Genomic DNA, 17,213 nt, shown 5'->3' on the forward strand with positions numbered 1-17,213 from the left:
ACACAATTTAGATTGATCTTATTATTGAAGCATGAAGAAATTAGTTAGCTATTGTTCGATTATTTTTCTTTTACTAGTGGCCACGTCGCAGGTAAAAGCGCAAAGTGTAGATGTAGTGATTCGTGAAAATGGAACTGAACGCAAAGAAAGCATCGACCTGCCTAAAAGTATGACTTATCCACTTGACAGTCTGTTGAATGACTGGAAAGCTAAAAATTATATTGATTTAGGCAAGGATTGCAGTACGGCTGAAATCAATCCTTTATTCAGTGACTCTGTCTATATCGACCGCTTGTCACGCATCCCGGCCATCATGGAAATGCCTTATAATGATATTATCCGCAAATTCATCGATATGTATGCAGGACGCTTGCGCAATCAGGTTTCTTTCATGCTAAGTGCCTGCAACTTCTATATGCCTATTTTTGAAGAAGCATTGGATGCATACGGACTTCCACTGGAACTAAGATATCTGCCGATTATCGAATCTGCGTTGAACCCATCAGCCGTATCACGTGCAGGTGCTTCCGGTCTGTGGCAATTTATGATTGGTACAGGTAAGATTTATGGTTTGGAATCAAACAGCCTGGTAGATGAACGTCGTGACCCGATTAAAGCAACTTGGGCTGCCGCTCGTTATCTCAAAGAAATGTATGATATCTATGGAGACTGGAATCTGGTAATTGCTGCTTATAACTGTGGGCCCGGTACAATCAATAAGGCAATCCGCCGTGCCAATGGCGAAACTGATTATTGGAAAATCTACAATTACCTGCCTAAAGAAACGCGTGGCTATGTGCCTGCCTTTATCGCTGCCAACTACGTGATGACTTACTACTGCGACCACAATATCTGCCCGATGGAAACCAATATTCCGGCAAGTACTGACACAGTGCAAGTAAACCAAAATCTGCACTTCGAACAAATCGCTGACCTTTGTAATGTACCTCTGGATCAGATCAAGAGTTTGAATCCGCAATATAAGAAGCAAATGATTCCGGGTGACAGCAAACCTTATACGCTAAGACTCCCTATCGACGCGATCAGTACTTTTATCGATAAGCAAGATACGATTTATGCACATCGTGCCGATGAGTTGTTCCGCAACCGCAAAACCGTTGCTGTAAAGGATATTACACCTGCAACCCGTAAAACGACAACAGCAGTTGCCGGTAAGGGGAAACTAACCTATTACACAATAAAAAGTGGAGACACTTTATCCACTATCGCCGGAAAGTATGGCGTCACAATCAAGGATATACAAAGGTGGAATGGAATGTCTAACACTAAAATTGCAGCAGGAAAACGATTGAAAATATACAAATAAATAACTTCCTGCTTGCATCGTTCGGAAATTTGCTTATTTTTGCAGAACTAAGCAAGTGAAAGGATAACAATTATGGATAATCTGGCCCCCAAAGAAATAGCTGACGAAGAGATGATTAATCAGGCGTTCCACGAACTACTGAATGACTATCTCAATACTAAACATCGCAAAAAAGTTGAAATCATTACGAAAGCTTTCAACTTTGCCAATCAGGCGCATAAAGGAATCAAACGCCGTTCGGGTGAACCTTATATTATGCACCCGATTGCCGTTGCCAGCATTGTATGCAATGAAATAGGTCTCGGTTCCACTTCTATTTGTGCAGCCTTGCTGCATGATGTGGTAGAGGACACTGATTACACAGTGGAAGACATCGAGAATATCTTTGGTCCGAAGATTGCCCAGATTGTGGACGGACTGACTAAAATATCCGGTGGAATCTTCGGTGACCGTGCTTCGGCACAGGCAGAGAACTTCAAGAAGTTACTGCTCACCATGTCGAATGATATCCGGGTCATTCTTATCAAGATAGCGGACCGTTTGCATAACATGCGTACTCTTGGCTCCATGTTACCCAACAAGCAATATAAGATTGCAGGCGAAACGCTTTACATCTATGCTCCACTTGCCAACCGTTTGGGGCTCTATAAGATAAAAACGGAGCTTGAGAATCTAAGCTTCAAATATGAACATCCCGAAGAATATGCGGAAATAGAAGAGAAGTTGAATGCTACTGCCGCTGAACGTGACAAGGTCTTCAACGACTTCACAGCCCCGATCCGTACCCAACTGGATAAGATGGGATTGAAATACCGGATACTTGCCCGTGTAAAATCAATCTATTCCATCTGGAACAAGATGCAGACCAAGCATGTTCCTTTCGAAGAAATATACGATTTACTGGCTGTTCGAATCATCTTCGAACCACGCAATGAAGAAGAAGAACTCAACGACTGTTTCGATATCTACGTTTCTATTTCCAAGATATACAAACCCCATCCGGACCGTTTGCGCGACTGGGTCAGCCATCCTAAAGCTAATGGTTATCAGGCATTACACGTCACTCTGATGGGTAACAACGGACAATGGATTGAAGTCCAGATTCGTAGTGAACGGATGAACGACGTTGCCGAACAAGGTTTCGCAGCCCACTGGAAATACAAAGAAGGAGGAGGTAGCGAGGATGAAGGCGAATTAGAAAAATGGTTGAGAACGATTAAGGAGATATTAGATGATCCGCAACCGGATGCCATTGACTTCCTGGATACCATTAAGCTAAATTTATTTGCATCTGAAATATTCGTGTTCACTCCTAAAGGCGAACTGAAGACTATGCCGCAGAACTCTACGGCTCTCGACTTCGCATTTTCCCTGCACACGGATATTGGTAGCCATTGTATTGGCGCTAAAGTCAATCATAAATTAGTGCCGTTGAGCCACAAATTGCAAAGTGGTGACCAAGTTGAAATCCTGACTTCAAAATCGCAACGCGTACAACCGCAATGGGAAGTTTTTGCAACCACTGCCCGTGCCCGTGCCAAGATAGCAGCCATTCTCCGTAAAGAGCGTAAAGCAAATCAAAAGATAGGGGAAGAAATCCTTAGTGAGTTTCTGAAAAAGGAGGAAGTCCGTCCGGAAGAAGCTGTTATCGAAAAGCTACGCAAACTGCATAATGCCAAGAATGAGGAAGAACTGCTGGCTGCCATTGGTAGTAAAGCAATCGTTCTGGGAGAAGCAGACAAGAATGAACTGAAAGAAAAGCAAACCAGTAACTGGAAGAAATATCTGACTTTCTCTTTCGGCAATAGCAAAGAGAAGCAGGAAGAGAAAGAACCGCAGGAAAAAGAAAAAATCAACCCGAAAGAGGTGCTCAAACTGACGGAAGAAAGTTTGCAGAAGAAATATATCATGGCCGAATGTTGCCATCCTATTCCCGGTGACGATGTATTGGGATATGTGGATGAAAACGACCGGATCATTATTCACAAGCGCCAATGCCCTGTTGCCGCCAAATTGAAGAGCAGCTATGGCAACCGCATATTAGCGACCGAATGGGATACACATAAAGAACTGTCTTTCCTGGTATATATATATATAAAAGGTATAGACAACATGGGACTTTTGAATGAAGTCACCCAGGTCATCTCCAGACAGCTCAATGTAAATATCCGTAAGCTAACCATCGAAACCGAAGATGGCATCTTTGAAGGAAAAATCCAATTGTGGGTACATGATGTGGATGATGTAAAAACGATCTGCAACAATCTGAAGAAAATACAGAATATCAAACAGGTGAGCCGTGTAGAGGAATAGCTTTCATTTATTCCCGCCCATCCAGTTCGCGTTTAATGGCCAAAAGCTCTTCTTTGATCGCTTTCAGCTTATTAACGATCTCATAATTACGAACTGTAGCTTCTTTATTATCCTTCAAACGTTGCCGGGCACCGGGAAGTGTCATCCCTTTCTCTTTGACCAAATGATAGATAAGTCCGATCGTTTCTACGTCTTCCTTACGATACTGACGTATTCCTCTTCCCGCTGTCTTAGGAGAGATTTGCGGAAATTCCTTTTCCCAAAAACGGAGCAATGACGGATTGACTCCGAACATGTCGGCAACCTCCCCTATTGAATAATATAGCTTCAATTCTTTGTCTGTATTAAGCATAACACTCCTGTTTTAAGATTTTAATCGAATACTTTACCATGATTGGCTGCCAACTGAATCATCTTTTCATAATCTTCGGCACTCAAATCCATGAAATAATAATTGACCGGATTCACTACCTGCCCTTTCACGTGCACTTCATAATGCAGATGCGGACCGGTACTTTTTCCTGTACTACCCACTTTTCCGATAATCTCACCACGTACCACTTTCTTTCCGACTTTCGTATTAAATCCCTGCAAGTGAGCATACCGAGTGAGATACCCGAAGCCATGATCTATCTCAATGGTATTACCATATCCGGTTTCCCATCCCACTTTCACCACTGTTCCGTTTCCGGTAGCATATACATCCGTTCCCGGATGAGCAGAGAAGTCCATGCCTGCATGGAACTTTGTCGTACCATAAATAGGATCGATACGTGTACCATAACCGGATGCTGTCTGACGAAGATCCTTATTCGAAATAGGCTGTATGGCCGGAATACATTTCAGCATCTCATCATGGTTCTTACACATATCAATCACATCATCGAAAGATTTCGACTGGATATAAAGCCTTTTGGAAAGCACGTCCAACTTTTGAGTCGTGTTCACCACCAACTTGGCATTCGCCAAATCCATCAGTTCTTCGTAACGGTTCGTCCCACCATAACCTGCCTGGCGAATAGCCGGAGAAACAGGATCTGCCTGTAAAATCACCCGATACAGATTATCGTCACGTTGCTGAATATCCTGAAGCACCCCCATAGCGTCGTCCAAACGCCGGGAAAGCACATTGTACTGCGCCAAAAGACGGCTGTTTTCAATTCTTAATTCCTTCTCCGACGGAGAACCAAAAATCAAAAGCAATACAATAAAGCAACCTGCTCCCAACCCCATTCCATAGAAAAGCCGACGCAGGATACTAAGCGCACGCTGCCGTACGGTAGGGTAAATTCGATCATAAGTCTGGGTCTGTGGATTATAGATGTAGTATACTTTGCGCATCTTTTTGGAAATATTTCGCTTGTTAATACGGCAAAAGTAATAAAAACAAGCTATCTTTGCACAGTTTTTACGAATTTATGAGTTGTGATTTATGATTTATTGGGGATTCTTCCCCTCTCTCATATCCCACAGCCCATAATTCATAATTCATAAATCATAATTCTTCATTATATGTTGACTGCAAAAGAGATCAGAGATTCATTCAAGAATTTCTTTGAGTCGAAAGGACACCACATCGTTCCCTCGGCTCCGATGGTGATTAAAGATGACCCTACCCTGATGTTTACGAACGCGGGTATGAACCAGTTTAAAGATATTATTTTGGGTAACCATCCGGCGAAATACCAAAGAGTCGCGGACTCGCAAAAATGTTTGCGTGTAAGCGGAAAGCATAATGACCTGGAAGAAGTAGGACACGATACGTACCACCACACCATGTTTGAAATGCTTGGTAACTGGTCGTTCGGCGATTACTTCAAGAAAGAAGCGATCAGCTGGGCGTGGGAATATCTGGTAGAAGTCTTGAAACTGAATCCGGAACATCTCTATGCAACCGTATTTGAAGGAAGTCCCGAAGAAGGATTGAGCCGTGACGACGAAGCTGCTTCTTATTGGGAACAGTTCTTGCCAAAGGATCACATCATCAACGGTAACAAACACGACAACTTCTGGGAAATGGGTGATACAGGACCTTGCGGACCTTGTTCCGAAATCCATATCGACCTCCGTCCTGCTGAAGAACGCGCCAAGATCTCCGGTCGCGACCTCGTGAACCACGATCATCCGCAGGTAATTGAAATCTGGAATCTCGTATTCATGCAATACAACCGCAAAGCAGATGGCAGCCTTGAGCCGCTTCCTGCAAAGGTTATTGACACCGGTATGGGATTCGAACGCCTTTGTATGGCTTTACAAGGAAAAACATCCAACTACGATACAGACGTATTCCAGCCAATGCTGAAAGCTATTGCAGCTATGTCGGGTACAGAATACGGAAAAGATAAGCAGCAGGACATCGCCATGCGTGTAATTGCCGACCATATCCGTACTATTGCATTCTCTATCACAGACGGTCAGTTGCCTTCTAACGCGAAAGCTGGTTATGTGATCCGCCGTATCCTTCGCCGTGCTGTTCGTTACGGATATACTTTCCTCGGACAGAAACAGGCATTTATGTATAAGTTGCTTCCTGTATTGATTGATAACATGGGAGAAGCTTATCCTGAGCTGGTTGCACAAAAGACACTGATTGAAAAAGTAATCAAGGAAGAAGAAGAATCATTCCTCCGCACTTTGGAAACTGGTATCCGTCTATTGGATAAGACAATGGAAGATACCAAAGCCAATGGAAAAACTGAAATCAGCGGTAAAGATGCCTTTACTTTATATGATACATTCGGTTTCCCGCTCGACTTGACAGAGCTGATTCTCCGTGAAAACGGAATGACTGTCAACATTGAAGAGTTCAATGAAGAAATGCAGCAACAGAAACAGCGTGCACGTAATGCCGCCGCCATCGAAACAGGTGACTGGATTGTACTGAAAGAAGGGACTACTGAATTCGTTGGTTACGATTACACTGAATACGAGGCTTCTATCCTTCGTTACCGTCAGATCAAACAAAAGAACCAGACATTGTATCAGATTGTACTCGACTATACTCCATTCTATGCAGAAAGTGGTGGTCAGGTCGGTGATACCGGTGTATTGGTAAGCGAGTTCGAAACGATTGAAGTGGTCGATACAAAGAAAGAGAATAATCTTCCGATACATATTACCAAAAAGTTACCCGATCATCCGGAAGCTCCGATGATGGCTTGTGTAGATACCGACAAACGTGCTGCCTGCGCAGCTAATCACTCGGCGACCCACTTGCTGGATGCTGCTTTACGTGAAGTATTGGGTGAACACATCGAACAGAAAGGTTCATTGGTTACACCGGATTCATTGCGTTTCGACTTCTCTCACTTCCAGAAAGTGACCGATGAAGAAATCCGTAAAGTAGAACATATCGTCAATGCAAGAATCCGCGCTAATATCCCATTGAAAGAATATCGCAATATTCCTATCGAGGAAGCTAAGGAATTGGGAGCTATCGCCCTCTTTGGTGAAAAGTATGGCGACAGAGTTCGTGTGATCCAATTCGGTACTTCTATCGAGTTCTGTGGTGGTACACATGTAGCTGCAACCGGAAATATCGGTATGGTAAAAATCATCTCCGAAAGTTCTGTTGCTGCCGGCGTTCGCCGTATTGAAGCTTATACCGGAGCACGCGTGGAAGAAATGCTGGATACGATACAAGATACACTTAGCGACTTGAAGGCTCTCTTTAACAATGCTCCTGACTTGAGAATTGCAATCCGTAAATATCTGGATGAAAATGCAGGATTGAAAAAGCAGGTAGAAGACTTCATGAAAGAGAAAGAAGCAGCTTTGAAGGAAAGACTACTGAAAAATGTACAAGAGATCCACGGTATCAAAGTAATCAAGTTCTGTGCCCCACTACCGGCAGAAGTAGTGAAGAATATCGCTTTCCAACTTCGGGGTGAAATCACAGAAAACTTGTTCTTCGTAGCCGGAAGTACAGACAATGGCAAACCGATGCTGACAGTAATGCTTAGCGATAATTTGGTTGCTGGTGGTTTGAAAGCTGGTAATCTGGTAAAAGAAGCTGCTAAACTGATTCAAGGTGGCGGCGGTGGCCAACCTCACTTCGCTACTGCAGGAGGTAAAAATGCTGATGGACTACCGGCAGCAGTTGAAAAAGTACTGGAGCTGGCAGGAATCTAAGAATAAATAAAAGAGGCTGTCTAACAGGCCCCGAAAAAAAGAAATCACCCCTGTCAGAGTTTGTTCTGATAGGGGTGAAATCGTTAAAAAGAGACTTATAGACAACCTCTTTTACGTAAAGACTTAAAATTAGACGCGTCTGAATAAATACATAAGAAACTCCCTATTAATGTAGAAAAAAATAGTGACGGTATATGCACAGGATAGTGACGGTATCGCTGGCATATAGCGTCACTATTTGCATCGGATAGCGTCACTATTTTACAGAAGGGAATTCACCAACAACAATTTCGGCTTGAATCCCCTTTTGAATCCCCTATAAAAGCATCGGGGAAGAATATTTCCTACCCTCCCCCAAAAACCAACAAACCCGGTAAAAAACAGAAGTCTATTTGTCTCTTTCTAAAAATATTAGCTTATAATTTAGGCTTGTCACAGTTTTTTTCTACCTTTGTGACCAGATTAATTATTTTTCTTATCCTTCAAATAAATAAAATAAGTAATCACTAATACCTAAAGAATGATGAGAACACCTGCTTATCTATGCCTGCTGTTAACCTGCATGCTCATTTCTTGTACCCCTAAGCAAGAGAAACACGAAATAGATTACACATCTTATGTAAATCCATTTATCGGAACAGACTTCACTGGAAACACTTATCCTGGTGCCCAAGCTCCTTTCGGCATGGTGCAACTTAGCCCGGATAATGGACTCCCCGGATGGGACCGTATCTCTGGTTATTTCTATCCGGATAGTACGATTGCCGGTTTCAGCCACACGCATCTTTCCGGCACTGGAGCGGGAGATTTGTATGACATCTCTTTCATGCCTGTCACTCTTCCCTACAAAGAAGCGGAAGCACCGCTTGGCATCCATTCTAAATTCTCCCACAAAGATGAAAGTGCTCATGCCGGTTATTATCAAGTACGCCTGACTGATTATAACATCAACGTCGAACTGACTGCCACCGAGCGTTGTGGTATCCAACGTTATACGTTTCCGGAAGCCCAATCTGCTATCTTCTTAAATCTGAAGAAAGCCATGAACTGGGATTTTACCAACGATTCTCATATCGAAGTCGTAGACTCCGTCACCATTCAAGGTTACCGTTTCTCCGACGGCTGGGCACGCGATCAACACATCTATTTCCGCACCCGATTCTCCAAGCCTTTTGAGAAAATGGAACTGGACACAACTGCCATCATCAAAGACAATAAACGTATCGGCACCACTGTTATCGCCCGCTTCGATTTCAATACCCAAAAGGATGAACAGATATTAGTAAACACTGCCATTTCCGGTGTCAGTATGGAAGGAGCAGCCAAAAACCTGCAAGCTGAAGTCCCCGAAAATGACTTCGACAAATACTTGGCGGAAACAAAAGCAAACTGGAACCGCCAGCTCGGAAAGATTGAAATAAAAAGCGATAATGAGAACGATAAAGTAAACTTCTACACCGCTCTCTATCACTCAATGATTGCTCCAACTATTTACAGTGATGTAGACGGAGCTTACTACGGCCCCGATAAGAAAGTGCACCAAGCCGACGGCTGGGTTAATTATAGCACTTTCTCCCTATGGGATACATACCGTGCCGCCCACCCGCTCTTTACTTATACCGAACCCGAGCGTGTAAACGACATGGTGAAATCCTTCATCGCCTTCTACGAACAGAATGGCCGCCTACCGGTGTGGAACTTCTACGGAAGTGAAACAGACATGATGATCGGTTATCATGCTGTTCCTGTTATTGTAGACGCCTATCTGAAAGGAATCGGCGACTTCGACGCAAAGAAAGCCTTAGATGCTTGCATAGCAACGGCTAATCTGGATAATTACCGCGGCATCGGACTCTACAAAGAATTAGGATACATACCTTACAACGTAACAGACCACTACAACGCAGAAAACTGGTCGTTATCCAAAACACTGGAATACGCTTTCGATGACTATTGCATTGCCGAAATGGCGAAGAAGATGGGCAAACAAGACATTGCGGACGAATTTTACAAACGTTCTCAAAACTATAAGAATGTATATAACCCCGCTACTTCTTTCATGCAGCCACGTGACGACAAAGGCATCTTTATCAAGGACTTCAAAGCCGATGACTATACGCCACACATCTGCGAAAGCAACGGATGGCAATACTTTTGGTCTGTACAGCATGACATTAACGGACTGATCGACCTTGTAGGAGGTAAAAACCGATTTGCCGAAAAACTGGACAGTATGTTCACCTATCATCCGGCAGCAGATGACGAACTACCTATCTTCAGCACGGGCATGATAGGACAATATGCGCATGGCAATGAACCGAGCCATCATGTTATTTATCTGTTCAATGCTATAGGACACGAAAATCGCACACAAGAATATGTAGCCAAAGTGATGAACGAGCTCTACAAGAACGAACCAGCCGGTCTTTGTGGCAACGAAGATTGCGGACAGATGTCAGCATGGTATGTATTCAGTGCGATGGGATTCTACCCCGTCAATCCCGTCAGTGGAAAATACGAGATAGGTACTCCCCTATTCCCGGAAATGCAATTACATCTGGCGAATGGAAAGACTTTCACCGTACTGGCCCCCAAAGTGAACAAAGAAAATATCTATATCCAATCCATCAAAATAGATGGAAAACCGTATGACAAAACGTATCTTACTCACGAGCAAATCATGAGTGGAGCAACTGTCGAATTCGAAATGAGTAACACCCCTAAAGCAATTGGAGTCATATTCGAAGAAAATAACCCATAAGCCAAACCTGAACAACCAATTGAGAGAATGAACGAAAACTTCGATATAACCTATAAAGCACTATTTCGCCGGTACTACCCCAGCCTGATTTTCTATGCAACCCGTCTGGTGGGAGAAGAAGAAGCAGAGGATGTAGTGCAGGACGTATTTGTAGAATTATGGAAGCGGAAAGACCACATAGAGATAGGCGACCAAATCCAGGCCTTTCTCTATCGTGCCGTTTACACCCGTGCCCTTAACGTCTTGAAACACCGCAGTGTGGAAGACGGTTATTGTGTTGCCATGGAAGAAATCAACCAAAGACACGCAGAATTCTATCAACCGGACAACAACGAAGTAATTCGGAGGATCGAAGATAAGGAACTCCGCAAGGAAATTCATGATGCAATTAATGAACTCCCTGACAAATGCAAAGAGGTTTTCAAACTTAGCTATCTGCATGATATGAAAAACAAGGAAATAGCCGATATTCTCGGAGTTTCACTCCGCACGGTGGAAGCCCATATGTATAAGGCTTTAAAATACTTGCGTGGCCGACTTGATCCTCTTTGGACGATTCTTTTCTTATTTTTATGGCGATTATAATAAGTGTTTTTGCGTTTTGAATTGTATTACTAATATGAAGGAAAAGAAAATGAGTAATCTGAGTGAAGAAATAATAAACAGATATCTGACAGGACAGTGTTCTGAAGAAGAGCTTATCGAGGTCAATGCCTGGATGAAGGAATCGGAAGAAAATGCCCGCCAGCTCTTTCGTATGGAAGAAATTTATCATTTGGGTAAATTCGACCAGTACACTGATGAACAACGGATACTTCGTGCGGAAAAACAACTCTATAAAAAGCTGGACGAAGAGAAAGGTAAACAGAGCAAAATACTAAGCATGCATCGCTGGATGAAATATGCCGCAGTGATTGCTGTAATGTTGGTCATGGGTGGTGGAGTCGGATATTGGTTCTATCAAAACGGAAACAATCAACAAATGATGGTTGCAGTAGCCAGCGAAGGCATTGTTAAGGAGGTAGTCTTACCGGATGGCAGCAAGGTTTGGCTGAACAATGCAGCAACCTTGAAATATCCACGTGAGTTCTCCGAAAAGGAACGCAATGTCTATCTGGAAGGAGAAGCTTATTTTGAGGTCACCAAAAACCGCCATAAGCCATTCACCGTTCAAAGTGATGCAATACGCGTACGCGTACTGGGAACTACGTTCAATTTAAAATCCGATAAGCGTTGCCGGATAGCGGAGGCGACACTTATTGAAGGTGAGATTGAAGTAAAAGGCAATAAGGAAGAGGGGCAGATTATCCTCACTCCGGGGCAACGTGCGGAACTGAACAAAAATAATGGACGATTGACCGTGAAACAAGTGGATGCTAAGTTAGATGCTGTTTGGCACGATAATCTGATTCCATTCCAAAAAGCAGATATCTTCACCATCACCAAAGCGCTGGAGCGTTTCTATGATGTGAAAATCATTCTGTCTCCTGACATTCAGACGGGTAAAACTTACTCCGGTGTACTGAAAAGGAAATCGAATATTGAGTCAGTGTTAAAATCATTGCAAAACTCTATACCTATTGATTATAAAATTGTCGGAAACAATATCTTCATTTCTCCCAAATAAGAAGTAAAAGATGAACCGGCTAAAACTTAAAAGCTATTAATACCATGAAATTAAAAACATTCCTAATAGTAGGATGTTTAGGAGGTTTATTCACACTTAGCTCCTGTACAGCCCCCACTAATGTAAAAGACTATAGTGCTTACGTCAACCCTTTCATCGGTACCGGTGGACATGGTCATACCTTCCCTGGAGCGGTAGTTCCCCACGGGATGATTCAGCCCAGTCCGGACACTCGGATCGATGGTTGGGATGCTTGTTCCGGTTATTATTATGCCGACTCTACCATCAATGGCTTCTCACACACACACGTCAGCGGTACAGGTTGTTGCGACTATGGAGATGTCTTGCTCATGCCAACTGTGGGTAAACAACAATATCGTACAACCGATCCCCAAAGCCAACGCCTAGCATACGCTTCCTCTTTCTCACATAAGAATGAAATCGCAGAACCAGGATATTATTCTGTCTTTCTTGATACTTACCAGGTGAAAGCTGAAATTTCATCCACCAAACGAGGAGCAATCCATCGCTATACTTTTCCCGAAAACGCTGAATCCGGGTTTATCATCGACCTGGATTACAGCCTGCAACGACAGACTAACTCCGAGATGGAAATAGAAGTAATAAGCGATACGGAAATCTGTGGACATAAGAAAACAACTTATTGGGCTTTCGACCAATATATCAACTTCTACGCTAAATTTTCCAAGCCATTCTCTTATACGCTCGTTACGGATTCTATCACCATGGACAATGGCAAACGGCTTCCTGTCTGCAAAGCATTATTGCATTTCAACACCAGTAAAGACGAGCAGGTTCTTGTTAAAGTAGGTGTGTCCGCTGTCGATATTGCCGGTGCACGGAAGAACGTTGAATCAGAAATTCCCGGATGGGATTTCGAGAAAGTACGTAAAGACGCACGTACGGCATGGAATGAATATCTTTCCAAAATTGATATTACAACTTCCGATAAAGAAGATAAAGCCATCTTCTACACGGCCCTCTATCATACGGGAATCAGTCCAAATCTGTTCACTGATGCAGACGGACGTTATTTAGGAATGGATCTTGAAGTGCATCAAGGAGACACCCTTAATCCGATATACACTGTATTTTCTTTATGGGATACTTTCCGTGCGCTACATCCGCTAATGACTATCATTGATCCTGATCTGAATAATCACTTTATCAATTCGTTAATTAAGAAGCATCAGGAAGGTGGGATATACCCCATGTGGGACTTGGCTTCCAATTACACCGGCACTATGATTGGTTATCATGCTGTTCCGGTCATCGTGGATGCCTACATGAAAGGGTATCGCAATTTTGATGCCAAAGAGGCTTATAAAGCCTGCCTGCGTACCGCCAAATATGACACTACCGGCATCAAATGTCCGGATTTGGTATTGCCTCATCTCATGCCTAAAGCAAAATATTATAAGAATGCCATCGGATATATCCCTTGTGACCGCGAAAACGAATCAGTGGCCAAAGCTCTGGAATATGCGTATGATGACTGGTGTATCTCTATCTTTGCAGAAGCAATGAGTGATTTTGAATCCAAAGCAAAGTATGAACGCTTCGCCAAGGCGTACGAATTTTATTTCGACAAATCAATCCGCTTCATGCGTGGACTGGACTCTAAAGGTGAATGGCGTACTCCATTCAATCCGCGCGCATCTACTCACCGCAGCGATGATTATTGTGAAGGAACAGCTTGGCAATGGACTTGGTTTGTGCCGCATGATGTAGAAGGATTAGTCAATCTGATGGGTGGAGAAGATGCTTTTGTCCAGAAACTCGATTCTTTATTCTCGGTCGATTCATCACTTGAAGGTGAGACAACCTCATCAGATATCAGCGGACTGATCGGGCAATATGCACATGGAAACGAACCAAGTCATCATGTGATCCACCTATATAACTACGTTAACCACCCTTGGAGAACTCAAGAGTTGGTAGATAGTGTTTACCGGAGCCAGTATGCCAACAGTATAGACGGTCTTTCGGGCAATGAGGACTGCGGTCAGATGTCTGCCTGGTATATACTCAACTCTATGGGATTCTATCAGGTATGTCCCGGCAAGCCGGTATATTCCATCGGACGTCCTGCCTTCGACAAAGCAGTTATCAATCTGCCTGAAGGAAAGACTTTCAGTATTGTAGTAAAGAATAATGGGAAAAAGAATAAATACATTGAAAGTATATCGCTGAACGGTAAGGCTCTAAACATTCCATTCTTTAATCATCAGGATATTGCGAATGGAGGAATGATGGAAATCAAGATGACCGATCATCCTACGAAATGGGGAGTCCTCTCTCCGGCTCTCTCCTCCAAAGAAGAGGAATGAGTTGGTATTAGCTGTTCAAATTGAATAAAAAAACAAAACCTTGAAAAATAAATTGGCTCAATCGATTTCTGATTCGATTGAGCCATAAATAATAAATAAGACCATGAAAAAGTATCTCCTATTAGTATGTGCATTAAGTTGTATCGTCTTTGCAAAAGCCAAAGACTGGACGCAGTATGTCAATCCGCTTATGGGTTCTCAATCTAGTTTCGAGTTATCAACAGGTAATACTTATCCGGCCATTGCCCGTCCATGGGGGATGAATTTCTGGACTCCACAGACAGGAAAGATGGGAGACGGATGGCAATACACTTATACGGATAATAAGATTCGTGGATTTAAACAAACACATCAACCCAGTCCGTGGATTAATGATTACGGACAATTCTCTATTATGCCTGTAGTAGGCAAACCGGAATTCAATGAAGAGAAGCGCGCCAGTTGGTTTGCCCACAAAGGAGAAACTGCCACTCCTTATTATTATAAAGTATATCTTGCAGAGCATGATGTAGTGACAGAAATGGCTCCAACCGAGCGTGCCGTTCTTTTCCGTTTCACTTTTCCGGAAAACGATCATTCGTATGTTGTAGTGGATGCCTTTGATAAGGGATCGTATATTAAGGTTATTCCGGAAGAAAACAAGATTATCGGTTACACGACTCGCAACAGCGGTGGAGTTCCCGAAAACTTTAAAAATTACTTTATTATTGAATTCGACAAGCCTTTCACTTATAAAGCTACGGTAGCCAATGGTAATCTGCAGGAAAATGTTACCGAACAGACAACAGATCATGCCGGAGCCATTATCGGTTTCCAAACACATAAAGGCGAACAAGTACATGCAAGAATTGCTTCTTCTTTCATCAGTTTTGAACAGGCAGCTTTGAATATGAAAGAGTTGGGCAAAGATAATATCGAACAGCTAGCCAAAAAAGGAAAAGAGGCCTGGAATCAGGAATTAGGCAAAATAGAAGTAGAGGGTGGCAATCTCGACCAATATCGCACATTCTATTCTTGTTTATATCGTTCATTGCTCTTCCCACGCAAATTCTACGAACTGGATGCTGCCGGACAACCTGTTCATTACAGTCCTTATAACGGGCAAGTATTACCGGGGTATATGTATACTGACACAGGCTTTTGGGATACTTTCCGTTGCCTATTCCCGTTATTGAACCTAATGTACCCGTCAGTCAACAAGGAAATGCAGGAAGGTCTGATCAATACATATAAAGAGAGCGGTTTCTTCCCGGAATGGGCAAGTCCGGGGCACAGAGGCTGTATGGTTGGTAACAACTCTGCTTCTGTCTTAGTGGATGCTTACATGAAAGGAGTGAAAGTGGACGATATAAAAACATTGTATGAAGGGCTGATTCACGGAACGGAGAATGTACATCCACAAGTATCATCAACAGGACGTTTGGGATATGAATATTACAATAAACTGGGCTACGTGCCATACGATGTAAAAATCAATGAGAACGCCGCACGCACGTTGGAATATGCATACAATGACTGGTGTATCTACCAACTGGCAAAGGAACTTAAACGTCCGAAAAAAGAGATTAATCTTTTCGCAAAACGTGCCATGAACTACAAGAATCTTTTCGATAAGGAATCTAAGTTAATGCGTGGACGCAACGAAGATGGTACATTCCAATCTCCTTTCTCTCCGCTGAAATGGGGGGATGCTTTTACGGAAGGAAATAGCTGGCACTATACTTGGTCTGTATTCCACGATCCTCAAGGATTGATTGACTTGATGGGCGGAAAAGAGATGTTTATCACCATGATGGATTCTGTTTTTGCCGTACCTCCTATTTTTGATGATAGCTACTACGGCCAAGTGATTCATGAAATCCGTGAAATGACTGTGATGAATATGGGTAACTATGCACATGGCAATCAACCGATTCAGCACATGATTTATTTATATGACTATGCAGGACAACCTTGGAAAGCCCAATACTGGTTGCGTCAGGTTATGGACAGAATGTACACTCCAGGCCCGGACGGTTATTGCGGCGATGAAGACAACGGGCAGACTTCCGCCTGGTATGTATTTTCGGCACTGGGATTCTACCCTGTTTGCCCGGGAACGGACGAGTATATCATAGGTGCCCCGTTATTCAAGAAAGCTACGCTCCACTTCGAGAATGGAAACAGTTTAGTGATTGATGCTCCGAACAACAGCAAAAAGAATTTCTATGTCAACTCGCTGAATGTTAATGGTACTGATTATACCAAGAATTATCTCCGTCACGAAGACTTATTCAAAGGTGGCACTATCAAAGTGCATATGGGTAACCAACCGAATAAGAACAGAGGAACGAAAGAAGAGGATATGCCTTATTCTTTCTCTAAAGAGCAATAATCCTTTCTCTATAAAATTGTCGCCATCCCGGTTTCAGCCTTCAGTTTCTTTCTGAAAGTAGCTAATTATCGGGATTCCGGCTGAAAGCGATAGCCTGAAAGCAAAGAAGTCTGCTTTCAGGCTATTGTTTTTGATTACTTTTCACTACTTTTTGAGATAAAGTATCATAAATGCCACTATAAGACCATTACTATTCATCGATTTCACCTGATTCTCGAAATGCCGATGAATAAAGAGATAGCGGGTGAAAGCAAGTGGCAAATTCAGGTAAAACTGGACATTATCGGTTTCACCTTGTTTTTTCAAAAATATCCCTTGAGCTAAAAACA

10 protein-coding genes are annotated in these 17,213 nt (G+C 42.9%); 8 read left to right on the plus strand and 2 right to left on the minus strand.

What is annotated here, in order from left to right; translation table 11 throughout:
* The first annotated feature begins 31 nt into the window (after positions 1 to 31).
* The gene (locus tag CJF29_RS19605; protein ID WP_074638096.1) at positions 32 to 1,327 is read left to right on the plus strand and encodes a lytic transglycosylase domain-containing protein; all 1,296 of its coding nucleotides are present in this window, start codon (positions 32 to 34) and stop codon (positions 1,325 to 1,327) included.
* A 72-nt stretch (positions 1,328 to 1,399) separates the two neighbouring features.
* Positions 1,400 to 3,640: a RelA/SpoT family protein gene (locus CJF29_RS19610; RefSeq protein WP_008776780.1), complete on the plus strand. Its 2,241-nt coding sequence runs from the start codon at positions 1,400 to 1,402 to the stop codon at positions 3,638 to 3,640.
* Between the two features lie 7 nt (positions 3,641 to 3,647).
* Here CJF29_RS19610 and CJF29_RS19615 read toward each other — a convergent pair whose 3' ends face one another.
* Both CJF29_RS19615 and CJF29_RS19620 read right to left on the minus strand, forming a co-directional pair.
* Positions 3,648 to 3,992 carry a MerR family transcriptional regulator gene (locus CJF29_RS19615; RefSeq protein WP_004301384.1) on the minus strand — a complete coding sequence of 115 codons (345 nt, stop codon included), beginning with the start codon at positions 3,990 to 3,992 and terminating at the stop codon, positions 3,648 to 3,650.
* Between the two features lie 20 nt (positions 3,993 to 4,012).
* On the minus strand, positions 4,013 to 4,981 hold the full coding sequence (locus CJF29_RS19620) for a M23 family metallopeptidase (RefSeq protein ID WP_004305395.1): 969 nt from the start codon (positions 4,979 to 4,981) through the stop codon (positions 4,013 to 4,015).
* Positions 4,982 to 5,152: 171 nt separating this feature from the next.
* Here CJF29_RS19620 and alaS point away from each other — a divergent pair, with 171 nt between their 5' ends.
* The 6 genes from alaS to CJF29_RS19650 all read left to right on the plus strand — a co-directional run bounded on the left by alaS (position 5,153) and on the right by CJF29_RS19650 (position 16,884).
* Positions 5,153 to 7,771, plus strand: a complete 2,619-nt coding sequence (gene alaS, locus CJF29_RS19625; protein ID WP_099146482.1) for an alanine--tRNA ligase — start codon at positions 5,153 to 5,155, stop codon at positions 7,769 to 7,771.
* 523 nt (positions 7,772 to 8,294) lie between these two features.
* On the plus strand, positions 8,295 to 10,532 hold the full coding sequence (locus CJF29_RS19630; RefSeq protein ID WP_074559399.1) for a GH92 family glycosyl hydrolase: 2,238 nt from the start codon (positions 8,295 to 8,297) through the stop codon (positions 10,530 to 10,532).
* Positions 10,533 to 10,559: 27 nt separating this feature from the next.
* The gene (locus tag CJF29_RS19635; protein WP_074559384.1) at positions 10,560 to 11,117 is read left to right on the plus strand and encodes an RNA polymerase sigma-70 factor; all 558 of its coding nucleotides are present in this window, start codon (positions 10,560 to 10,562) and stop codon (positions 11,115 to 11,117) included.
* Between the two features lie 34 nt (positions 11,118 to 11,151).
* On the plus strand, positions 11,152 to 12,159 hold the full coding sequence (locus CJF29_RS19640; protein ID WP_004301377.1) for a FecR family protein: 1,008 nt from the start codon (positions 11,152 to 11,154) through the stop codon (positions 12,157 to 12,159).
* A 44-nt stretch (positions 12,160 to 12,203) separates the two neighbouring features.
* A complete protein-coding gene (locus CJF29_RS19645) occupies positions 12,204 to 14,510 on the plus strand; it encodes a GH92 family glycosyl hydrolase (RefSeq protein ID WP_099146481.1) in 2,307 nt (768 codons plus the stop codon).
* A gap of 103 nt (positions 14,511 to 14,613) precedes the next feature.
* Positions 14,614 to 16,884: a GH92 family glycosyl hydrolase gene (locus CJF29_RS19650; protein WP_008020617.1), complete on the plus strand. Its 2,271-nt coding sequence runs from the start codon at positions 14,614 to 14,616 to the stop codon at positions 16,882 to 16,884.
* Positions 16,885 to 17,213: the final 329 nt, after the last annotated feature.

This window comes from Bacteroides celer (genome assembly GCF_002632415.2).
Taxonomy (GTDB): Bacteria; Bacteroidota; Bacteroidia; order Bacteroidales; family Bacteroidaceae; genus Bacteroides.